Source organism: Neisseria sp. P0017.S009, assembly GCF_051957375.1.
Lineage (GTDB): Bacteria > Pseudomonadota > Gammaproteobacteria > Burkholderiales > Neisseriaceae > Neisseria > Neisseria perflava.
This window is the reverse complement of the sequence record NZ_JBQCWL010000004.1, coordinates 39394-59177: the sequence shown is the minus strand read 5'-3', so window position 1 is coordinate 59177 and position 19784 is coordinate 39394. Positions and strand designations below refer to the sequence as shown.

At 51.3% G+C, this 19784-nt stretch carries 23 protein-coding genes; 18 read left to right on the top strand and 5 right to left on the bottom strand.

Features of this window, described 5'->3' with window-relative positions; genetic code table 11:
* Window positions 1-25 precede the first annotated feature (25 nt).
* From pgeF to ACTHTG_RS06210, 5 genes are all read left to right on the top strand, one after another.
* On the top strand, window positions 26-796 hold the full coding sequence (pgeF, locus tag ACTHTG_RS06230) for a peptidoglycan editing factor PgeF (protein WP_070625627.1): 771 nt from the start codon (window positions 26-28) through the stop codon (window positions 794-796).
* A 119-nt stretch (window positions 797-915) separates the two neighbouring features.
* A complete protein-coding gene (locus ACTHTG_RS06225; protein ID WP_004519925.1) occupies window positions 916-1395 on the top strand; it encodes an LPS-assembly lipoprotein LptE in 480 nt (159 codons plus the stop codon).
* Entirely contained in the window at window positions 1395-2396 is a 1002-nt protein-coding gene (holA, locus tag ACTHTG_RS06220) for a DNA polymerase III subunit delta (RefSeq protein ID WP_004519926.1), read from the top strand. The genes ACTHTG_RS06225 and holA overlap by 1 nt, the downstream gene beginning before the upstream one ends.
* 147 nt (window positions 2397-2543) lie before the next feature.
* A complete protein-coding gene (locus ACTHTG_RS06215) occupies window positions 2544-2963 on the top strand; it encodes a hypothetical protein (RefSeq protein ID WP_003746427.1) in 420 nt (139 codons plus the stop codon).
* Between the two features lie 91 nt (window positions 2964-3054).
* Entirely contained in the window at window positions 3055-3579 is a 525-nt protein-coding gene (locus tag ACTHTG_RS06210) for an RDD family protein (RefSeq protein ID WP_004519927.1), read from the top strand.
* Between the two features lie 94 nt (window positions 3580-3673).
* Here the strand turns inward: ACTHTG_RS06210 and ACTHTG_RS06205 are convergent, their stop codons facing one another.
* From ACTHTG_RS06205 to ACTHTG_RS06195, 3 genes are all read right to left on the bottom strand, one after another.
* On the bottom strand, window positions 3674-4909 hold the full coding sequence (locus ACTHTG_RS06205; protein ID WP_070504626.1) for a beta-ketoacyl-ACP synthase: 1236 nt from the start codon (window positions 4907-4909) through the stop codon (window positions 3674-3676).
* Window positions 4903-5631: a 3-oxoacyl-ACP reductase FabG gene (gene fabG / locus ACTHTG_RS06200; protein ID WP_049336783.1), complete on the bottom strand. Its 729-nt coding sequence runs from the start codon at window positions 5629-5631 to the stop codon at window positions 4903-4905. Before fabG ends, ACTHTG_RS06205 begins: the two co-directional genes overlap by 7 nt.
* 65 nt (window positions 5632-5696) lie before the next feature.
* Window positions 5697-6185: an ApeP family dehydratase gene (locus ACTHTG_RS06195; RefSeq protein ID WP_049336784.1), complete on the bottom strand. Its 489-nt coding sequence runs from the start codon at window positions 6183-6185 to the stop codon at window positions 5697-5699.
* A 110-nt stretch (window positions 6186-6295) separates the two neighbouring features.
* On the opposite strand from ACTHTG_RS06195, the gene ACTHTG_RS06190 reads away from it, so the two are divergent.
* The 8 genes from ACTHTG_RS06190 to ACTHTG_RS06155 all read left to right on the top strand — a co-directional run bounded on the left by ACTHTG_RS06190 (window position 6296) and on the right by ACTHTG_RS06155 (window position 12583).
* The gene (locus ACTHTG_RS06190; protein WP_070504637.1) at window positions 6296-7057 is read left to right on the top strand and encodes a beta-ketoacyl synthase chain length factor; all 762 of its coding nucleotides are present in this window, start codon (window positions 6296-6298) and stop codon (window positions 7055-7057) included.
* A complete protein-coding gene (locus ACTHTG_RS06185; protein ID WP_049344240.1) occupies window positions 7054-7812 on the top strand; it encodes a lysophospholipid acyltransferase family protein in 759 nt (252 codons plus the stop codon). The genes ACTHTG_RS06190 and ACTHTG_RS06185 overlap by 4 nt, the downstream gene beginning before the upstream one ends.
* A complete protein-coding gene (locus ACTHTG_RS06180) occupies window positions 7809-8069 on the top strand; it encodes a phosphopantetheine-binding protein (protein ID WP_003680822.1) in 261 nt (86 codons plus the stop codon). Before ACTHTG_RS06185 ends, ACTHTG_RS06180 begins: the two co-directional genes overlap by 4 nt.
* A 14-nt stretch (window positions 8070-8083) precedes the next feature.
* Window positions 8084-8332: an acyl carrier protein gene (locus ACTHTG_RS06175; protein WP_003680823.1), complete on the top strand. Its 249-nt coding sequence runs from the start codon at window positions 8084-8086 to the stop codon at window positions 8330-8332.
* 72 nt (window positions 8333-8404) lie between these two features.
* Window positions 8405-8944, top strand: coding sequence for a hypothetical protein (locus ACTHTG_RS06170; RefSeq protein ID WP_070504640.1), 540 nt, complete (start codon window positions 8405-8407; stop codon window positions 8942-8944).
* A gap of 39 nt (window positions 8945-8983) precedes the next feature.
* A complete protein-coding gene (locus tag ACTHTG_RS06165) occupies window positions 8984-9739 on the top strand; it encodes a hypothetical protein (RefSeq protein WP_004519933.1) in 756 nt (251 codons plus the stop codon).
* Between the two features lie 15 nt (window positions 9740-9754).
* Complete coding sequence (locus ACTHTG_RS06160) at window positions 9755-11458, top strand: AMP-binding protein (protein ID WP_440360587.1); 1704 nt, start codon at window positions 9755-9757, stop codon at window positions 11456-11458.
* Between the two features lie 36 nt (window positions 11459-11494).
* A complete protein-coding gene (locus ACTHTG_RS06155) occupies window positions 11495-12583 on the top strand; it encodes a methyltransferase (RefSeq protein ID WP_004519935.1) in 1089 nt (362 codons plus the stop codon).
* Between the two features lie 90 nt (window positions 12584-12673).
* Here the strand turns inward: ACTHTG_RS06155 and ACTHTG_RS06150 are convergent, their stop codons facing one another.
* Window positions 12674-13330, bottom strand: a complete 657-nt coding sequence (locus ACTHTG_RS06150; protein ID WP_308538482.1) for a cytochrome b/b6 domain-containing protein — start codon at window positions 13328-13330, stop codon at window positions 12674-12676.
* 53 nt (window positions 13331-13383) lie between these two features.
* On the opposite strand from ACTHTG_RS06150, the gene ACTHTG_RS06145 reads away from it, so the two are divergent.
* Together ACTHTG_RS06145 and ACTHTG_RS06140 are read left to right on the top strand one after the other, a co-directional pair.
* Window positions 13384-14265: an NAD(P)H-hydrate dehydratase gene (locus tag ACTHTG_RS06145; RefSeq protein ID WP_308538483.1), complete on the top strand. Its 882-nt coding sequence runs from the start codon at window positions 13384-13386 to the stop codon at window positions 14263-14265.
* A gap of 150 nt (window positions 14266-14415) precedes the next feature.
* Entirely contained in the window at window positions 14416-15363 is a 948-nt protein-coding gene (locus tag ACTHTG_RS06140) for a bile acid:sodium symporter family protein (protein ID WP_070843204.1), read from the top strand.
* A gap of 97 nt (window positions 15364-15460) precedes the next feature.
* Here the strand turns inward: ACTHTG_RS06140 and ACTHTG_RS06135 are convergent, their stop codons facing one another.
* Window positions 15461-16024, bottom strand: a complete 564-nt coding sequence (locus ACTHTG_RS06135) for a YceI family protein (RefSeq protein WP_308538484.1) — start codon at window positions 16022-16024, stop codon at window positions 15461-15463.
* 278 nt (window positions 16025-16302) lie between these two features.
* Between ACTHTG_RS06135 and ilvD the strand changes: the two genes are divergently transcribed.
* The 3 genes from ilvD to ACTHTG_RS06120 all read left to right on the top strand — a co-directional run bounded on the left by ilvD (window position 16303) and on the right by ACTHTG_RS06120 (window position 19721).
* Window positions 16303-18162, top strand: a complete 1860-nt coding sequence (gene ilvD / locus ACTHTG_RS06130; protein WP_003746398.1) for a dihydroxy-acid dehydratase — start codon at window positions 16303-16305, stop codon at window positions 18160-18162.
* A 69-nt stretch (window positions 18163-18231) separates the two neighbouring features.
* Window positions 18232-18363: a hypothetical protein gene (locus ACTHTG_RS06125; protein WP_256388404.1), complete on the top strand. Its 132-nt coding sequence runs from the start codon at window positions 18232-18234 to the stop codon at window positions 18361-18363.
* 68 nt (window positions 18364-18431) lie between these two features.
* The gene (locus ACTHTG_RS06120; RefSeq protein ID WP_440360588.1) at window positions 18432-19721 is read left to right on the top strand and encodes a CAP domain-containing protein; all 1290 of its coding nucleotides are present in this window, start codon (window positions 18432-18434) and stop codon (window positions 19719-19721) included.
* Window positions 19722-19784: the final 63 nt, after the last annotated feature.

Sequence of the window (19784 nt, the reverse complement as noted above, 5' to 3'; positions counted from 1 at the left end):
CCAATACTTCAGCGATTCAAAGATTATGAAAACCATCACAGATACCCTGAACCTCGCCCCGCAAGGCAAGAATTTTTTGACTGCCGATTGGCCTGCCCCTGCCAATGTTAAAACGCTTATTACCACGCGCAACGGCGGTGTCAGCGAAGGCGTGTACCGCAGCCTGAATGTCGGCTCGCACGTCGGCGACAATCTCGAAGCCGTACTCCGCAACCGCGAAATCGTACAGGAACAAGTCGGCCTGCCCATTGCCTACCTTAATCAAATCCACAGCACCATCGTTGTGAATGCTGCAGAAGCATTAGGCAATACGCCCGACGCCGATGCCTCGGTTGATACGACGGGTACGGTCGCCTGCGCTTCGATGACTGCCGATTGCCTGCCTGTCTTGTTTTGCGACAAAGCAGGGACCGTTGTTGCGGCGGCTCATGCAGGTTGGCGCGGTTTGGCCGGCGGCGTTTTGCAAAACACCATTGCGGCAATGAATGTCGAGCCGTTGGAAATCATGGCCTATCTCGCGCCTGCCATCGGCCCTGATGCGTTTGAAGTGGGACAAGATGTATTTGATGCGTTTTGCGCACCTATGCCGGAAGCTGTCGATGCGTTTAAAGACATCGGCGGCGGCAAATACCTTGCCGACATTTACGCTTTGGCGCGCATGGTTCTGCACCGCGAAGGCGTGAACATGATTTATGGCGGCACCCATTGCACCGTCTTGGAACGCGATACTTTCTTCTCCTACCGCCGAGACGGGCAAACCGGCCGCATGGTCAGCCTGATTTGGCTGGAAAAATAAGCGTTGTATCTTATAGACAAGGCCGTCTGAAATACTTTCCGTTTACGGTTTCAGACGGCCTAAACATTATTCGTTATAATCCGACGATACCGTAACCGGTTTCAACGAAGGAATATCCAATGAAAAAAATCCTATTGCCTGCACTCGCCCTATTGATTGCCTCTTGCGGTTTCCACCTGAAAGGCACAGGCGTGACTTCTCAGCCGTTGCCTTATCAGAACTGGCATGTAGAAGGCGGAGCCGTCATGCAAAAAGCGCTGGAAAATGCCTTACGCCGTGCCGACGGCCATCCGGTTAGCGAAGCCGAATCACAAATCACCCTGCGCGTTGTCGACTTTCAAAAACGCCGCGATATCTACACCATCACCCGCGCCGCCGCAATCAACGAATACCTGCTGGCCATGACCGTCAAAGCCCAAGCCTTCCGCAACGGCGAGCCGGTTGGCGAACCGCTGGAAATTAAGGTTCACCGCACCATGGACTACGCCGACAGCGAAGTTTTGGGTAAACAGGAAGAGGAAGAAACCATTTGGTCTGAAATGCGCATTGACGCCGCAGATCAAATCGTCCGCCGCCTGACTTTCCTGAAGGCGCAATAATGGCTGCCGCGCCCATTGAGAGCCTGCGCCCCGATACGCCGCTCAAACCGTTGTACATCATCCACGGCGAAGAGGATTTGTTGCGCATCGAGGCTTTGGATACGCTGCGCGCAGCCGCAAAAAAACAAGGTTATCTCAACCGCGAAGTCTATACCGCCGAAAACAATTTTGACTGGAACGAGCTGTTGCAAAGTGCCGGCAGCGCAGGTTTGTTTGCCGATTTGAAACTGCTGGAAATCCACATTCCCAACGGCAAACCCGGCAAAAACGGAGGCGATGCCCTGCAAACCTTCGCCGAACGCCTGCCCGAAGATACGGTTACGCTCATCCTACTGCCCAAGCTTGAAAAAGCGCAAATCCAGTCCAAATGGTTTTCCGCATTGGCAGGCAAAGGCATCGTCTTAGAAGCCAAAGCCGTTGCGCCACATGCTTTGCCGCAATGGATACAGGGCCGTCTGAAACAGCAGGGTTTGGATATCGAGCCTGAAGCACTCGCCCTTTTTGCCGAGCGCGTCGAAGGCAATCTTTTGGCCGCCCGTCAGGAAATCGAAAAACTCGCCCTGCTCCATCCACAAGGCCATTTAATCAATATTGCCGACGCAGAGGCTGCAGTTGCCACCGTCGCCCGCTTCGACGTATTCCAACTGGCAGGCGCATGGATGAAAGGCGACGCCCTGCGCGTTTCCCGTTTGCTGGACGGTTTGGAAGAAGAAGGCGAAGAGCCGGTTTTGCTGTTGTGGGCGGTTGCCGAAGACATCCGCACCCTAATCCGCCTGACTGCCGCACTCAAGCAAGGCCAAAACATCCAAAGCCTGCGCAACAGCCTGCGTTTATGGGGCGACAAGCAGACCCTTGCACCGATGGCGGCCAAACGCATTTCCATCAACCGCCTGCTCGACGCGCTCAAAACCTGCGCCAAAATCGACCGCATCATCAAAGGCGCGGAAGAAGGCGATGCATGGACCGAGTTCAAACAGCTCGTCACTTCGCTGGCCGCTTGAAAACCGTTGCCACGCGTCAAGAAACTTGCACGCAATACGCCCCAAAAACAGAAAATACTGTAAAATAGCGTAAACTTAAATTTAGGCCGTCTGAACCTCGCATTTCAGACGGCCTCTTCCAGCAAAAAACAAGGAAACACCAACTATATGGATAATAAAACCAAACTTCGCATCGGCGGTCTGGCCCTGCTGACCACTGCCGTATTAAGCCTCATCATCGTTCTGATCGTCGACTCATGGCCGCTCGCCATCCTGTTGGCCGTCATCATCGTGGCCGCTGCCGCAGGCGGTTTCGTTTGGACTTCACGCCGTCAGCAACGCCAATTCCTCGAGCGCCTGAAAAAATTCGACATCGATCCGGAAAAAGGCCGTATCAACGAAGCCAACCTGCGCCGCATGTACCACAGCGGCGGACAACATCAAAAAGACGCGATTACCTTGGTTTGCCTGTCACAAAAATGTTCCGTTGACGAAGCGCACGCCATCTTCAAAAAACGTCCGACCCGTCAGGAAATGAACCAAATGGCTGCCCAACAGGCACGCGGTCAAAAACGTCCACATCGCTAATCCTGACAGTAACAGGCCGTCTGAACATCCTATCCCGTTTCAGACGGCCTGTTTTTATTCCCATCAAACCTATTTCCGTTTCCATCGCATTATGACCCGTCTTCCTACCGCCCCACTCAAACGCCGCCTCGCCGCACTGGTTTACGAACTTCTACTGACCGGCGCCGTGACCAGTATTGCCGCCCTTGCAGCCGGTATTGTCGCCATCTTTCTCAATCCCATTTCCACGCGCCTGTCCATGCTGACAACCTGCCTGATTCTGTTCTACGCATGGTGGCTCTACTTCCGCGCCAACTGGCACAAAAAAGGCCAAACCCTCGCCATGCAGACATGGAAAATCGGTTTGGCCGATAAAAACGACACTCAGCCGCCCCTGCCTCAACTGCGCCTGCGCTTTATTTGGGCAAGCATTTTTATTGTCTTCATTCCCCTGTTTGCCTACGCCGGATTGCGCCATCTGCTCAATATCCCACCCAAAGGCGCATTCGGCGCCGCGCTTATTTGGCTCATCCTGCCATGGGGCTTCGCCCTGTTCCATCCCGACCGCCAGTTCCTCTACGACTTCTTGGCCGGAACAAGGCTGGTGGATTTAAATCAGAAGAAAACAAACGAATAAAATCCAAAAGCGGCTCAAGCTCTAAATAAAATAAAGGCCGTCTGAAACTCAAAATAAGTTTCAGACGGCCTTTAATCATAACATCAAGCAATGATTATTCTTGCCAACGTTTAAACACCAGCGAAGTATTGACGCCGCCAAAAGCAAAGTTATTGCTGACCACATAATCGGTTTGAATCTCACGTCCGCCTGTTTGAATATAATCCACCTTGCCGCAACGCGGATCGATGTTTTCCAAATTGATGGTCGGCGCAAACCAACCGTTGTTCATCATTTCGATGGTAAACCAAGCTTCCAATGCGCCGCATGCGCCGAGTGTATGGCCGAGATAGCTTTTTTGCGAACTCATCGGCACAAAACCAAACACTGCCTCAGTCGCCAATGTTTCAGCAATATCGCCTTTTTCGGTCGCCGTACCGTGGCCGCTGACATAGCCGACTTTATCAGGCGTAATACCGGCATCTTTCAGCGCAAGCTCCATACATTTTTGCATGGTTTCTTTTTGCGGCTGGGTAACGTGGCTGCCGTCGCTGTTGGCACCATAGCCGACAAGCTCGGCATAGATTTTCGCACCGCGCGCACGGGCGTGTTCCAATTCTTCCAATACGAAAATGCCTGCGCCTTCGCCGATGACCAAGCCGTCGCGTCCGTTGTCGTAAGGACGCGGGGTCAGCTCAGGTTCGCCGTTGCGGCGGCTGGCAGCATAAAGTGAATCGAAAACATACACTTCGGACGGACAAAACTCTTCGCCACCTCCCGCCAGCATCATATCAATCAGGCCGTATTTAATCGCTTCGTAGGCATAACCAATGCCTTGGCTGCCGGAAGAACACGCGCTCGAAGTCGGGATAATGCGGCCTTTTAAGCCGAAGAAAATACCGATATTGGCGGCAGTCGTATGCGGCATCATACGCACATAAGTATTGGCGTTGAAATTGCGCGATGTGCCGGTGAGCAAAAGTTCGCCCATATCGCCGATGTCTTTGGTGCTGCCGACAGACGAACCGCACGCCACGCCCATACGGCCGTCGGTAATGCTTTCATCACCCAGCAAACCCGCATCCGTCAAGGCTTGTTCCGCCGCATCGACACACAAATGCGACACGCGCCCCATGCTTCTGAGCTGCTTGCGTGTCCAGTGCTCTGGAGGGGAATAGCCTTCAATCGGCGCGCCCAGTTGCGCTTCCAATTCAGGAAAGCGTCCGCTCCAGTCCATGCATTTGACCGCGTTTTTTTCGGCTTTAAAGGCCGTCTGAATACTTTGCCAATCACGGCCGAAGGCGGTAATACCGCCGATACCTGTTACTACGACTCTTCTGGTATTCAACACAAACCTCCGTTCACAGCAATCACTTGGCGCGTAATGTACGCCGCTTTTTCATCCATCAAAAAGCGCACCGCATGCGCCACTTCCTCAGGCAATCCCATACGCGCAGCAGGGACGGCCTTTAAGATTTCTTCGACAGGCACGTTCTCATCGATAATATCGGTATCGATAAGGCCCGGTGCCACGCAGTTGACGGTAATTTTTCGTTTTGCCAACTCAACCGCCAAGGCTTTTGCCGCGCCGATCAGGCCCGCTTTGGACGCGCTGTAATTGACCTGACCGCGGTTGCCCGTCAAACCGGACACCGATGCCATACACACAATCCGTCCGGCTTTGCGGCGGCGGATCATCGACATGGTCAAAGGATGCAACACATTATAAAAACCGTCCAAATTGGTACGCAGCACCAAGTCCCAATCATCATCAGTAAACGCAGGAAACGCATTGTCGCGCGTCAGGCCGGCGTTCAACACCACGCCGTAATATGTGCCGTTTGCCTCAATGTCGGCAGTCAGAATTTCACGGCAGGCTTCGCGGTCAGACACATCAAACTGCAACACGCGCGCATTTCTACCCAATGCACGGATTTCTTCCGCGACAGCTTCCGCTTCATCGCGGCGGCTGCGGCAATGGACGACGATATCAAAGCCGTCCTGCGCCAAACCAAGCGCAACAGCTTTGCCGATACCGCGATTAGACCCTGTAATTAAAATAGTTTCACTCATACGTTTTCTCACTATATCGACAGGCCGTCTGAATCTTTGTCTTTTCAGACGGCCTTGTAAACGGTTTAAATGACTTGACCGTCTTTCGGACTGTACACATTTAAAGAAGCTTTTGCCAGTAAACCGTCCGGCGGCAACAGATGCTTCACATCTTCCGGCGCATCCGTCCAGCGCAACTCGCAATCAAATACGCCCATGCCGCCCAAATCCTGAATGGACACATGCGCCCTGACTTCCAGCTCAGTACCGACAGGCACGGAATCGGCAAACAAATCCAGCTTGCGCGTTCCCAATAAAAAACCCAAGCGTACAGGCTCTCCGGCCTTTAAAGCCTCAATGCCTGCAAACGCGCCTATACCCTGCGCCATCAATTCCATATAAGCCATAGACGGCAACACACCGTCCTGCAGCAAAATATGCTTATCGCCAACCGGCGCACGGCAAACCGTGTAGTCATCGCCAAATTCTTTCACACAGTCGATAAGCACCATATGTCCGCTGTGCGGAAGCAGCGAAGCCACATCATAAATCGGGGCACTCGGTATTGAAGGCATAAAATGTCATCCGGGAATAAATTACGTTACAATATGCATTATAACAGAGCCTAGCTTTTACTAACTCATTTCATTACAATGTATGAAAATGTAAAACATTGAAAGACATCATGCCTCAAAACGTTTGCCGTTTCAGCTTCAATATCGCCGCATGGCAGGCCTCCTCCAGCAAAATCAGTACGCCGGAGCAATGGCAGGACTGGGCGCAGGGAAAACTCGATACCGCCTCACTGCCGGAGTGCAAACCCGCGCTCTCCTTTTTGCCGCCTATGCAACGCCGCCGCTTGGGAAAAGCGGCACGCTTGGTTTGTGATGCCGCATGGAATCTGGCCGACCAATATCCCGAAAGCGTACCGGTTTACGTTTCGCACGACGGCGAAAGCAACCGCAGCTTTGAATTGTGGCAAGAACTTTTGAACACGCATACCGTCTCGCCGACCTCATTCGGTCTGTCCGTCCACAACGCAACGATTGGGCAATGGTCGATGTTGCGCAAAGACATGAGCGAGCATACTGCCTTGGCCGTTGCCGCCGATTCCTTTGAAACCGCGCTGACCGAGGCATTTGCGCTTTTGCAAGACGGCACGTCGTCTGTTTTAGTGATTGTCGCCGATGATCCTTTGTCTGAAGACTATCCTGTTTTGGCTACCCGTGCGCCGTTTGCCTATGCATTGGCACTGGTCATCACAAAGGGCGAAGACTATACCTTGAGCTTGGAAAGCACATCCGCAAGGCCGTCTGAAAATCCTAACGATACAACAGTCGAGCCCTATTGGAGCAGCTTGGAGTGGATACGCTTCCTGCTTTCAGACGGCCGACAACACACGCAACACTATATCGGTAGAAACTGGCACTGGCAGAAAAACGCATGAAGACTTTAGACTATTTCCGTCGCTTTTTTGCCACACTCTTCGGCTTCATCCTCTTCGGCGTTGCAGGCGTATTGTTCAAAATCGCACTTTTGCCCTATACGCTCAAATCGACCAAAGGCGACATCAAACGTCAACTTGAAGCAAGACGCATGATAGGCAAAGTTTGGCGTTTCTTCGTCGGCTACCTGCAATGGTCGGGCGTATTGAGCGTCCGCTTCAACGGCTTGGAAAAACTCGGCAGACCCGGCCAGCTCATTCTTGCCAACCATCCCTCGCTTTTGGATGTCGTCTTGCTGATCAGCCACTATTCCGAGCCAAACGTACTGGTTAAAAAAGACCTGTTGCACAACCCCAGCATGAAAAGCCAGATTATCGCTTCAGGCTACATCCCCAACGATGAAAGTATGGAAATGCTGGAAGAAATCGATGCCGTGTTCAAAAGCGGGCAAAGCCTACTAATTTTTCCCGAAGGCACCCGCACAGGTTGGGACGGACAGGTTAAAATGCACCGCGGCGCCGTATCGCTCGGTTTGCGCAGCGCATCAGTCATCACGCCCGTGTGCATCAAGATGACGCCGCCCAATTTTAAAAAGGGGCAACCGTGGTACAAAATCCCACCGCAAAAAATTCATTATGAAATTACCGTCGGCGACGACATCCTGCCGGAAGAATGGCTGGCAGAAAAACCCCTGCCCATCGCCGCAAGGCGTTTAAACGAATACCTGCAAGACTATTTTACAAGGAAAACCACATGAGCAATTTAGAAAACCAAATCAAACAATTAATCATCGACAGCTTAGGTCTGGAAGACATTACCGTTGCCGACATCGGCAGCGAAGATCCGCTTTTCGGCGACGACGGCCTGGGTCTGGATTCGGTTGATGCATTGGAACTTGGTTTGGCCGTACAAAAAACCTTCGGCTTCCAGCTCGACGGTGAAAACGACAACCTGCGCGAAAACTTCGCCAACGTCAAAACTCTGGCCGAGTTCGTCAAGAGCCGCCAAGCATAAGGGAGAGAGAGAAGATGACCGAACAAGAAGTACGCACCCTGCTGACCGATGCACTGGTTAACCTGTTTGAAATCGAACCGGAACGCATCAAACCCGAAACCAACCTCTACGAAGATTTGGAAATCGACAGCATCGACGCTATCGACCTTATCGACCACATCAAACGCGAAACCGGCCGCAAACTGCAAGCCGAAGACTTCCGCAACGTGCGCACCGTAGAAGACGTGGTTCAAGCGGTTTTGAAAGTACAACAAGATTCCTGATTCCTCTTTGAATCAGCATATTTTCAGACGGCCTTGTCAATCCGCAAGGCCGTCTGAAAATCAATCACAACCATGAAAATACTAGGAAAACTCCTACTGACCCTTGCCAGTCTCGCGTATCCGCTCCTATGGTATTACGGCAGGGAAAACGGCGCATTTTTCTGGCTTGCCGCGGCCATGTGTGTGTTATGGCTGATACGCGCCGCCATGCCGCAAACCACAGCCCAACGCATTACGGCGATTATCCTTGCTGCTTTTTTTGCGGCGGTACTGGTTTTCAGACGGCCTGACTCGATGTATTGGTATCCCGTTGCCGTCAACGCGCTGATGCTTGCCGTTTTCGGCGGCAGTCTGTTTGCCAAACAAACCGTTATCGAACGCCTCGCCCGACTGCAACACCCCGACCTGCCGCCCGAAGGTGTGCACCACACTCGGCGCGTTACGCAAATCTGGTGCGCGTTCTTTATCTTCAACGGCGCAACCGCCGCCATTTTGGCAGGCTTACAATATTACGACTGGTGGGCGGCTTATACCGGCATTGTGTCGTATGTGTTAATGGGAATCTTATTTGCCGGAGAGTGGATTTATCGGAAATTGGTTTTGAAGGTTTAATCCATTAAAAATATTTCATCAATTAGACGAATAACCATAATGAAAAAAATTATCCTACTCATCCTGATTTCCTTCACATTTACCGCATGCTCTTCTACATCTAAAACGCCTTTATCCCCTGAAGAAAAGGCAGAAGCCGAATACAAGAAAAATTATACGGAAGTTACCAGCCACACCATCAAAACGCGCTCGGGAAACCTGACCGTCATTGACCGAATACACAATCGTTATTCTGACGATATCACAACCAGCAGCATGAATTTGATGATTATTCGGAAATCCAATACGGTAAAAGCAAGAGCTGCACAAACAGCCGTATTTACAGCAACTTTTGCATTATTCATTCTTGCCGGTAGCAGCGGTCATATTGCATATGAAGGCCCTGACCTGCTGGGCAAACACAGTTTAAGCGGGAAGCCCATTAAACCGAATTTTGCGAATCCTGTTTTTGAACAATTCTCCCCAAAAGTTCGCGATTGGGCGGCAAAACGGTCATTTAAAGGCAATAGTGCCAATAAAAAACTATTTGTCCAACCGGGCCGTTTCTATTTGGTTTATGAAAAATTCAATAAACGAGACCGATTCTTTCTAAACAATGAAGTCAGCCTTTTTTTAGACGGACAAAGCGGCAAAACCGATCGGCTACTCCATTGCTTCAAAAGAAGTGAAAGCCATTCATTGGAAGAGTGGCAGGCAAATGATTACGAATTAGTACGCCAAACGACAAACAAACAATACGATGAATGCTTGGCCCAATTCAAAGAAGATACCAAGGCAAATACATCAAAATTATAAAACCTTAGAACCATCATGCACCTAACCCAAATCCTATCCCCCGACCTACCCCAACACGACCTTATCGCCACGCATCCGAATTGGACGCGTGCTGATTTCAACCGTGCGGTTTTCCATCTGTCAGGCCGTCTGAAACAGGCAGGCGTGCAAACGGCCGCGTTGTGGTTTGATGATGCCGCACTGTTTGCCTGTGCTGTGCTGGCAGTGTGGCATTCTGGCGGGAAGGTTTTATTGCTGCCCAATTTGGCGCAAGACAATTTAGAATGGGGGAAAACTGCAGAGGCGTTTTTAACAGATTCAACAGATAAAAAGCTGTCTTCAGACGGCCTAAATATCTGGCACTTGCCTGATGTATTAGCTAAAACAGATTTGGAAGAGCTGAACACCTATCCTGAAAACCATCTGATTCCCGACCATGCCGAAGCATGGCTGAAAACATCCGGATCCAGCGGCGAAGCGCAAATTATTGTGAAAACCGCCGCGCAAATGCAGGCAGAAGCCCTGACTTTGGCAAATACGCTGCCATTTGGACAACACGGTGAAACCGTGATCGGCAGCGTAATTCCGCAACACCTTTACGGCTTCACTTTCCGCTTCGCACTCGCGCTGACAATGGGTTGGACTATGGAACGACAGCAGGCAGTTTATCCGGAAAACCTGCTTTCCAGCACAGCCGCACATGATAAAGTGGTTTGGATTGCCAGTCCGGCCGTACTCAACCGCTTGGGTGAAAACCGCAACTGGCAAAGTATCGGCCATAAAATTGCAGGCATTGTCTCGGCTGGCGGCGCATTGCCCGCAGCCACGGCGGATTTGCTGCAACAGGCTGCCGTCCGCCCGTTTGAAGTTTATGGCAGTACCGAAACCGGCGTGATTGCCTCACGTTGCGAACGCCAAGAATGGCAGCCTTTCGAAGGCGTGGAAATCGGACAAAACGAAGAAGGCGCACTGTGGGCTTCTTCGCCTTGGTCGCCCGAGCGCCGCCAAACAGCCGATTTGATCGAGCCGCAAGATGACGGTTTTCTGTTACTCGGTCGTCAAGACCGCATTATTAAATTTGAGGACAAACGCGTGTCGCTGACCCAAATCGAACACGAACTTTTACAACACCCTTGGATTGCCGACGCCCACTGCGGCCGTCATCCGCAGCATCAACGCATTGCCATATGGGCAGCATTGAACGCAGACGGTATCGCCGCCTTGCGCGAAAAAGGCCGTGCTGCGGTTGCCGATACGCTCAAACGCCATCTGGCCGCCACGCAGGACACCATTGCCCTGCCGCGTTACTGGCGTTTTACCGACAACCTGCCACGTAATGCCCAAGCCAAAATCGCTGCGGCGGATTTTCAGACGGCCTTTACCGTTGCCCAAACTTCGCCCGTTTGGTCGAAAACATCATCTGACGATGAAACCAATACTGAAACTTTTATCGGGCGCGTGCCTTTGGATTTGGTTTATTTCGGTGGCCATTTTGCCACCTTCCCGCTGGTTCCCGGCGTGGTCGAGCTGCAATGGGTGCGCAACCTGATCGCGCCCCAGCCATGGAGTAAACAGCGCGTCATCCGCATCGAAAATCTAAAATATCAGCAGTTTATCCGTCCTCACGATAAAGTGTCGGTAGAGCTAAAATACGATGAAGGTAAAAACAAACTGAGCTTTAAAATCAACAACGGAGAGTATCCGTGTGCATCAGGACGGATTGTGTTTGAGGCCGTCTGAATATACTTATTAACTTTTTAGTGGAAAACCAACAATATGCAACTCTTCCCTGCCCTAGAACAACGCTATTCCCACGAACACCAGTCTGCAGGCGAGGCTCAACGTCTGGCTCAAGAAATCGCTTTTGCACCGATTGTGTTCCAAGTTTCCCGCCTGATGGTGAAATTTGGCATTCTGGACCTGCTGAACGACCATCCAGACGGCCTCACTCAAGCCGAAATTGCTGAAAAAGCGAAAATCAGCAACTACGCGGCACAAGTCCTGCTGGAAGCTTCGCTGTCTATCGGCACTGTCTTGACTCGCGACAACCGCTATTTCATCAGCAAGGCCGGTTGGTTTGTCCTCAAAGACAAAATGGCCCGCGTCAACATGGATTTCACGCAGGAAATCTGCTACCTAGGCATGTTTGATTTGGAAAAAACCCTGCAAACCGGCAAGCCCGAAGGCCTGAAAGTATTCGGCGACTGGCCGACCATTTACGAAGGCTTGTCTTCATTGCCAAGCGTCGCGCAGGAAAAATGGTTTGCATTCGACCATTATTATTCCGACAACTCCTTCGCCGAAGCACTGAACACCGTGTTCGCCAAACCGGTTAAAAAACTGCTCGATGTCGGCGGCAATACCGGCCGCTGGGCGGAACAATGCGTCAACCACAATGCCAAAGTCGAAGTAACCATCATGGATCTGCCGCAACAAATCGGCTTGATGCGCGAGGCGACTAAAGGCAAAAACGGCGCGGACCGTATCCACGCCCATCCGGCCAACCTGCTTGATCCTGAGATTCCGTTCCCAACCGGTTTTGACGCGATCTGGATGAGCCAATTCCTAGACTGTTTCACCGAAGAACAAGCCACCAGCATTCTTCAACGCGCCGCTGCATCTATGAGCGAAAACACCAGCCTCTACATCATGGAGCCTTTCTGGGACAGACAACGCTACGAAACCGCTGCCTACTGCCTGACCATGACCAGCCTGTATTTCACTGCCATGGCCAACGGCAACAGCAAAATCTTCCATTCTGAAGACCTGATCCGTTGCGTTGAAAAAGCCGGATTGAAAGTAGCGGAAATTTCAGACGGCATCGGCCGCGGCCACAGCATCTTGCGCTGCGTTAAGGCCGTCTGAACATCATCTTTTAAACCCTAAAAAGAGACCGACCCCAACAGCCATTTCGGCTATCGGGGTCGGTTTGTTTTTGGTATCCGTTTTAAAACATCAGCCGCGCAACATCCATATTGCACACACTAACACAATCGCTACCGACAAAGCGGCAAGCAGTTGTCCCATTCCTGCCAATTTAGGCTGTTGGGCATCAATAGTTTTAAAGCCACTCATCATCGGCGTAATCAAATCCTGTTTTTTCACAAAGCGATACAGCAAAACAGCCGCGATATGTACACCCGCCAAAACAGCTAAAACATTAAAGAAATTGACATGGATTTTTCGCGCCAGCGTACCGGCGTGTTCGCTGACCAAATGATTTAAAAAGCCGGAATTGGTAAACGTATTTTCATCGGCGGCAAATAAGCCTGTGGCCGTCTGAAAAACCAAGGCGGCCAATAAAGCGATGACCATCAGCGCGCCCAAAGGATTGTGGCCGACCAATTCGTCTTCAGACATTTGACCTTGCGTATAGCGGCGGATTTCGGAAAATGGACGCACAAATCGGCTGAATTTTGCCGTATCACTGCCCCATATCCCCCAGCACAAGCGGAAAGCCACCAAAGCCAGCATCAACAAGCCGCCGCGCAAGTGCCATACCAGCATATCGCCGCCTTGGGTTGCGCTGTACCACATAAAACCCATCAATAACACCAAGAGCCAATGGAACAGGCGCGTAGGTGCGTCCCAAACTTTTATTTTTTGCTTCATTACCTTTTACTTTCTGATTTAAAATTAAATTTCTTATCTTGGAAGGTTACGCCATGCAGCCCATCTACACGCTTCCCGAATCGCTTCAGGCCTTTCAGACGGCCTTAGCATTTCCCGACGTATTCCGCCCCCGCGTCCAAGAATCGCACAAAGGCACATACGGCACGCTTGCCATTATCGGCGGCGCAACGGGAATGAGCGGTGCAGTGGTTTTAGCAGCCACAGCCGCCATGTATCAGGGGTGCGGCAAGGTTTGGGCGGGATTCAACCAAGCCGCGCTGCCTTTTGCCATCATTCCCGAACGCCCTGAAATCATGCTCGCCACTGCGGCCCAACTGATGGAGCGCAACGATGTCAGCGCACGGGTAATCGGCTGCGGATTCGGTTTGGACGGATTATCAGAGCAGCTGCTGCCCAAAATCCTGTCGACACACCATGACCGGCCTTTATTGCTCGATGCAGATGCCTTGACACTGCTGACCCGTTCTCCCGAATTGGCCGAACGTCTCAAATCGTACAAACATATCGTCCTGACACCTCATCCGGCCGAAGCCGCCCGCCTACTCGGTACCGATACTCAATCAGTTCAAGCCGACAGGCAGAAAGCCGTAACCGAAATCAGCCAAAAATATGGCGCGACTGTCGTATTGAAAGGCCATCATACATTAGTTGCCGCAACTGACGGCATGGTCTATACCAACACCAGCGGCAATGCCGGTTTGGCCACTGCCGGCAGCGGCGATGTCTTAAGCGGTATGATCGGCAGCCTGATGGCACAAAGCATTCCGGCATTCCAGGCCGCTTGTTCCGGCGTTTGGCTGCATGGTGCGGCGGCCGATGTCATCAAACACAGCAGCCAAATCGAAACCGGCATGCTCGCCGGAGAAATCGCACCTGTCGCGCGATGGCTGCGCAATATTTTATCAAAAGAGTAATACCGCCTATATCATAAATACAAATTGCAGGCCGTCTGAAAATCAATCTCTATTTTCAGACGGCCTGGTTTATTTTTAAGTCATTTTGCAAATTAAGGTTAAGACGTGTATCCTTGATGTCCCTTAAAAACAACTTCACAACATATTATCATGAGTATCCTCAATAAAATCAGCAACTTTATTGGAAAAACATTTTCCCTTTGGGCGGCGCTCTTTGCCGGCATCGCTTTTTCCGCACCCGACACCTTCAAATGGGTCGGCCCTTACATTCCTTGGCTTCTGGGCATCATTATGTTCGGCATGGGCTTGACGCTCAAACCTTCCGACTTTGATATTTTGTTTAAACGCCCCAAAGCCGTCATCATCGGCGTGATTGCACAATTCGCCATCATGCCGGCAACCGCCTATCTGCTGGCCAAGCTGTTGAACCTGCCTGCCGAAATCGCAGTCGGTGTGATTTTGGTCGGCTGCTGCCCGGGCGGTACGGCTTCCAATGTAATGACTTATCTGGCACGCGGCAATGTGGCTTTGTCGGTTGCCGTTACATCGGTTTCCACCCTGATTTCTCCATTGCTGACCCCTGCCATCTTCCTGATGCTTGCCGGTGAAATGCTGGAAATCCAAGCGGGCAGTATGTTGATGTCCATCGTCAAAATGGTTTTGTTCCCCATCGTTTTGGGTTTGATTGTCCATAAAGTCTTGGGCAACAAAACCGAAAAACTGACCGATGCGCTGCCGCTGGTTTCCGTTGCCGCCATCGTGCTGATTATCGGCGCGGTAGTCGGCGCCAGCAAAGGCAAGATTATTGAAAGCGGCCTGCTGATTTTCGCGGTTGTCGTACTCCACAACGGCATCGGTTATCTGCTCGGCTTCTTTGCCGCCAAATGGACCGGCCTGCCTTATGATGCACAAAAAACGCTGGCCATCGAAGTCGGTATGCAAAACTCAGGCTTAGGTGCCGCCCTTGCCGCCGCACACTTTGCCGCCGCGCCGGTTGTTGCCGTTCCCAGCGCATTGTTCAGCGTGTGGCACAATATCTCCGGCTCACTCCTGGCAACTTATTGGGCAGCCAAAGCCGATAAAAATAAAGAATCCTAAACGTCTTTAATCATAAGGCCGTCTGAACAGGGATAAATGAAATCAACGATTTCTGCCTTACCTGTTTAGACGGCCTTTATTTTGAAATCAAGCAGGATTATTGTTTGGCTGCTTCGATTTGGATATTGATGTTTACTTTTTTGCTCATACCGGCACTCACTAAATAATCTAAGCCCCATTTGGTACGGTCGATGGTGGTGCTGAAGTCGCCGCCGCATACTTCTGCTTTTAACATCGGGCTTTGGTAACAGTTGAATTTGTCGGCTTTGAGTTTTACCGGCGCAGTTTTGCCGTTCATGTTCAGATTGCCGTCAACAGACAGCAGTTTTTTGCCGTTGAAATTGAATTTGGTGGATACAAAACGGATTTCAGGGTATTTGTCTGCATTGAAAATATCGGCAGATTTCAAATGTTGAGTAAAGCGATCTGAACCGGTTTGCAGTTTGGACAAAGGCAATACGATATCGATAGAGCCTTGGCGTTTGGCACGATCAAATTCCAAATTGCCGGTCAAACCATAAATACCGCCGACGTTGGTGCTGGTGTTGAAATGGTCGATGGCAAAGCGGGCATTGGCATGGAATTCGTCCACTTTATAAACAGCGGCAGACGCAGCAGAAGCCAACATGGCAGAACACAATGCAAACATGATTTTTTTCATCGTCTTATCCTTAGAAATGTGAGAATTTCCCTATCATATCACTTTTTGATGCCAACATCTTTTGCAAATGAGAAAGACAACGTTTCATCCTAAGAAAACTTCAGGCCGTCTGAACGAGAGGACAGCAAATTCAGGTGAAGCAAATGCAGTTTAGTTTTATTACAAAATAGCGTGCTTCATCGCTCGTAATTGGTATAAAATACCGAGTTATTTCTACAACGGGCCGCCAATTAACCAGCCTATTTCAGACGGCCTCAGCATAAAACAAAGGAACAAAAATGCCTGAATACCGCTCCAAAACCTCTACCCACGGCCGCAATATGGCAGGTGCGCGCGCATTGTGGCGTGCAACCGGCGTCATGGAAACTGACTTCGGCAAACCGATTATCGCCATTGCCAACTCCTTCACACAATTCGTCCCGGGCCATGTACACCTGCACAATATGGGCCAACTGGTTGCCCGTGAAATCGAAAAAGCCGGCGGCATTGCCAAAGAATTCAACACCATCGCCATTGACGACGGTATCGCCATGGGCCACAGCGGCATGCTCTACTCCCTGCCCAGCCGCGACCTGATTGCCGACTCCATCGAATACATGGTCAATGCTCACTGCGCCGACGCGCTGGTGTGCATTTCCAACTGCGACAAAATCACTCCGGGCATGCTGATTGCCGCCATGCGCCTGAATATTCCGACCATCTTCGTTTCCGGCGGCCCGATGGAAGCCGGTAAAGTTATCGGCGTAGCCAATATTCAACCAGAACGCCGTTTGGACTTGATTGATGCCATGATTGAATCGGCAGACGACAATATCAGCGATAAACAAGTCGAAGAAGTCGAACAAAACGCCTGCCCGACTTGCGGCTCCTGCTCCGGCATGTTTACCGCCAACTCCATGAACTGCCTGACCGAAGCACTCGGCCTTTCCCTGCCGGGCAACGGTTCTTATCTGGCTACCCACGCAGGCCGCAAAGAATTATTCCTCGAAGCCGGCCGCATGATTGTCGAAATCACCAAACGCTACTACGAGCAAGACGACGAAACCGTATTGCCGCGCAGTATTGCCACTAAAAAAGCGTTTGAAAACGCTATGACCATGGACATCGCCATGGGCGGCTCGACCAATACCATTTTGCACCTGTTGGCCGTCGCCAACGAAGCCGGTGTCGATTTCAAAATGGCAGACATCGACCGCCTGAGCCGCGTTGTACCTTGCATCTGCAAAACCGCGCCAAACAACCACGACTACTATATGGAAGACGTGCATCGCGCAGGCGGCATCTTCGCCATCCTGAAAGAATTGGACAAAGCAGGCAAACTGCACACCGACGTGTACACCATCCACGCGCCGACCCTGAAAGACGCAATTGAAAAATGGGACGTGACCAACCCTGAAAACACCCATGCCATCGAGCGTTTCAAAGCAGCTCCCGGCGGCGTGCGCACTACTCAGGCGTTCTCGCAAAACCGTATGTGGAAAACCCTCGACCTCGACCGCGAAAAAGGCTGTATCCGCGATGTTGAACATGCCTACTCGCAAGACGGCGGTTTGGCAGTATTGTTCGGCAACATCGCCGAGCGCGGCTGCGTGGTGAAAACCGCAGGCGTGGACGAGAGCATCCTCAAATTTACCGGCCGCGCCCGCGTGTTTGAAAGCCAAGAAGACGCAGTAGAAGGTATTTTGGGCAATCAAATCGTGGCCGGCGATATCGTCATTATCCGCTACGAAGGCCCTAAAGGCGGCCCGGGTATGCAAGAAATGCTGTATCCGACTTCTTACCTGAAATCCAAAGGTTTGGGCAAAGCCTGCGCCCTGCTGACCGACGGCCGCTTCTCCGGCGGTACTTCCGGCCTGTCCATCGGTCACGCTTCGCCTGAAGCGGCAGAAGGCGGCGCAATCGGTTTGGTACACGAAGGCGACACCATCGAAATCGATATTCCAAACCGCAGCATCCACCTTGTCATTTCCGATGAAGAGCTTGCCGCACGCCGTGCCGAAATGGAAGCACGCGGCAGCAAAGCGTGGAAACCGGAAAACCGCGACCGCTACGTCTCCGCAGCCCTGCGTGCCTACGGCGCGATGGCGACTTCCGCCGACAAAGGCGCAGTACGCGACGTATCGCAAATCGAACGTTAATTAACCTGACTTTAAGGCCGTCTGAACGCTTTCAAGTGTTTCAGACGGCCTTCATTCAAACGGACAAATATGGACAAATTCATTTTAGCGATGATCGGCATGGCCATTGCCCTGTTGATTATTATTGGCGGCGGATTTATCGCTGTCGAATATTTCAAATCCCATCCTGAAGCATTCCAAGTCAAGCCGCTATCAAAATAATCATTTAACGGCATGAGTTTCAAAGAAAAAGAGCCGTAGCTCAAGGCCGTCTGAACGCAGTACATATAATGAAACACATTCTTTACTGGCTGGGTGGTTTTGCCGTCACCCTCGGCATATTCCAATACTACGAAACCCATCGCTATTCCGAAGACCAGCTCATCTATGCCCAACCGCCACAAAATCGTTCTGCCGTTGCCGATTTTGACGCTTTGGCGTATTTAAACTTCCTCCGCGCCTCAGCCAATCTGCCCGCACTGGCGCACTCAGCCACACTCGAACGTGCCGCGCGCAATCATGCCCGCTATCTGCTGCAAAACCCTGACGACGGACATGACGAACACAATACACACAATCCCTTTTATACAGGCCCACGCCCATCAGACCGCACGCGCAAAGCCGGTTATGCCTATAAAGGCGTGCACGAAAACGTCAGCACCGGCCAGCATCCGCCAAACGAAAAAATCAACAGCCATCTACCTGCCCAACATCAGCTGGATAATCTGATGACGGCGATTTACCACCGTCTCTCCTTACTCGATCAAAATATCGACGAGGCCGGAGCCGCATTTGAATCGCAAGGCAAACAAATCGCGCTGAGCATCAATCAGGGCGACAGCAGATTCAACAGCCTCTGCCAAAAAAACCGCCCCCTCTCCGACCTCAGCCGCTCGTTTTATCAAGATGCCTGTCATGGCCATTCCATTGTTTATGCGGATGAAATCTCCAACCGCAAATTCCGGCCTTACATCACCTATCCGCAAGGCAACTTCGCTTTACCGGTTTTCCATGGCGAACGTCCCGACCCTATGCCTCATTATGAAATGACCGGCAATCCGGTCAGCATCGCGTTCTCAGAACAATCGCCTCCGGTCAAAATGCGTTCGTTCAAACTGTATCAGGACACAAAAGAAATCAGAGACGTCAAAATATTAGATAAAGATAATGACCCAAACCGCCTCCTGACCGACCGCCAATTTGCGCTGTTTCCTTTACAGCCATTGGAATACGACACCGACTACCGTGCCGTGTTCGAATACCGTCAAAACGGAAAAGACAAAACGGCCGAATGGACATTCAGCACGCAAAAACCCGATTACCCTTACTTCATCGTCAAAGGCGGCGAAACGCTGGCCATCGAATCCGGACAAAAATATTTTATCCATTGGCAAGATTTTTGGTGCTTGAAACAATGCGAACGCTACAACTACCGCATGAACCGCGACACCCAAATCGACATTATCGAGCGGCAGGCCGGCGGCATCATTATCCGTGTCAACGGAAGCAAAGGCAGCAGCATCCGCTTAATGCCCGAAGGCGAAGACAGGCGTGCCATTACACTTTATTTATGGAAATAAAGCCGTTTTCAGACGGCATGAAGCACCAAAAAGCTGATAAAATACCGCCTCACCACCCTACGG

What these genes read in the sequence shown, in the direction of transcription:
- pgeF (WP_070625627.1), top strand. Translation starts at nt 26, where the DNA reads ATGAAAACCATCACAGATACCCTGAACCTCGCCCCGCAAGGCAAGAAT.
- ACTHTG_RS06225 (WP_004519925.1), top strand. Translation starts at nt 916, where the DNA reads ATGAAAAAAATCCTATTGCCTGCACTCGCCCTATTGATTGCCTCTTGC.
- holA (WP_004519926.1), top strand. Translation starts at nt 1,395, where the DNA reads ATGGCTGCCGCGCCCATTGAGAGCCTGCGCCCCGATACGCCGCTCAAA.
- ACTHTG_RS06215 (WP_003746427.1), top strand. Translation starts at nt 2,544, where the DNA reads ATGGATAATAAAACCAAACTTCGCATCGGCGGTCTGGCCCTGCTGACC.
- ACTHTG_RS06210 (WP_004519927.1), top strand. Translation starts at nt 3,055, where the DNA reads ATGACCCGTCTTCCTACCGCCCCACTCAAACGCCGCCTCGCCGCACTG.
- fabG (WP_049336783.1), bottom strand. Translation starts at nt 5,631, where the DNA reads ATGAGTGAAACTATTTTAATTACAGGGTCTAATCGCGGTATCGGCAAA.
- ACTHTG_RS06195 (WP_049336784.1), bottom strand. Translation starts at nt 6,185, where the DNA reads ATGCCTTCAATACCGAGTGCCCCGATTTATGATGTGGCTTCGCTGCTT.
- ACTHTG_RS06190 (WP_070504637.1), top strand. Translation starts at nt 6,296, where the DNA reads ATGCCTCAAAACGTTTGCCGTTTCAGCTTCAATATCGCCGCATGGCAG.
- ACTHTG_RS06185 (WP_049344240.1), top strand. Translation starts at nt 7,054, where the DNA reads ATGAAGACTTTAGACTATTTCCGTCGCTTTTTTGCCACACTCTTCGGC.
- ACTHTG_RS06180 (WP_003680822.1), top strand. Translation starts at nt 7,809, where the DNA reads ATGAGCAATTTAGAAAACCAAATCAAACAATTAATCATCGACAGCTTA.
- ACTHTG_RS06175 (WP_003680823.1), top strand. Translation starts at nt 8,084, where the DNA reads ATGACCGAACAAGAAGTACGCACCCTGCTGACCGATGCACTGGTTAAC.
- ACTHTG_RS06170 (WP_070504640.1), top strand. Translation starts at nt 8,405, where the DNA reads ATGAAAATACTAGGAAAACTCCTACTGACCCTTGCCAGTCTCGCGTAT.
- ACTHTG_RS06165 (WP_004519933.1), top strand. Translation starts at nt 8,984, where the DNA reads ATGAAAAAAATTATCCTACTCATCCTGATTTCCTTCACATTTACCGCA.
- ACTHTG_RS06160 (WP_440360587.1), top strand. Translation starts at nt 9,755, where the DNA reads ATGCACCTAACCCAAATCCTATCCCCCGACCTACCCCAACACGACCTT.
- ACTHTG_RS06155 (WP_004519935.1), top strand. Translation starts at nt 11,495, where the DNA reads ATGCAACTCTTCCCTGCCCTAGAACAACGCTATTCCCACGAACACCAG.
- ACTHTG_RS06150 (WP_308538482.1), bottom strand. Translation starts at nt 13,330, where the DNA reads ATGAAGCAAAAAATAAAAGTTTGGGACGCACCTACGCGCCTGTTCCAT.
- ACTHTG_RS06145 (WP_308538483.1), top strand. Translation starts at nt 13,384, where the DNA reads ATGCAGCCCATCTACACGCTTCCCGAATCGCTTCAGGCCTTTCAGACG.
- ACTHTG_RS06140 (WP_070843204.1), top strand. Translation starts at nt 14,416, where the DNA reads ATGAGTATCCTCAATAAAATCAGCAACTTTATTGGAAAAACATTTTCC.
- ACTHTG_RS06135 (WP_308538484.1), bottom strand. Translation starts at nt 16,024, where the DNA reads ATGAAAAAAATCATGTTTGCATTGTGTTCTGCCATGTTGGCTTCTGCT.
- ilvD (WP_003746398.1), top strand. Translation starts at nt 16,303, where the DNA reads ATGCCTGAATACCGCTCCAAAACCTCTACCCACGGCCGCAATATGGCA.
- ACTHTG_RS06125 (WP_256388404.1), top strand. Translation starts at nt 18,232, where the DNA reads ATGGACAAATTCATTTTAGCGATGATCGGCATGGCCATTGCCCTGTTG.
- ACTHTG_RS06120 (WP_440360588.1), top strand. Translation starts at nt 18,432, where the DNA reads ATGAAACACATTCTTTACTGGCTGGGTGGTTTTGCCGTCACCCTCGGC.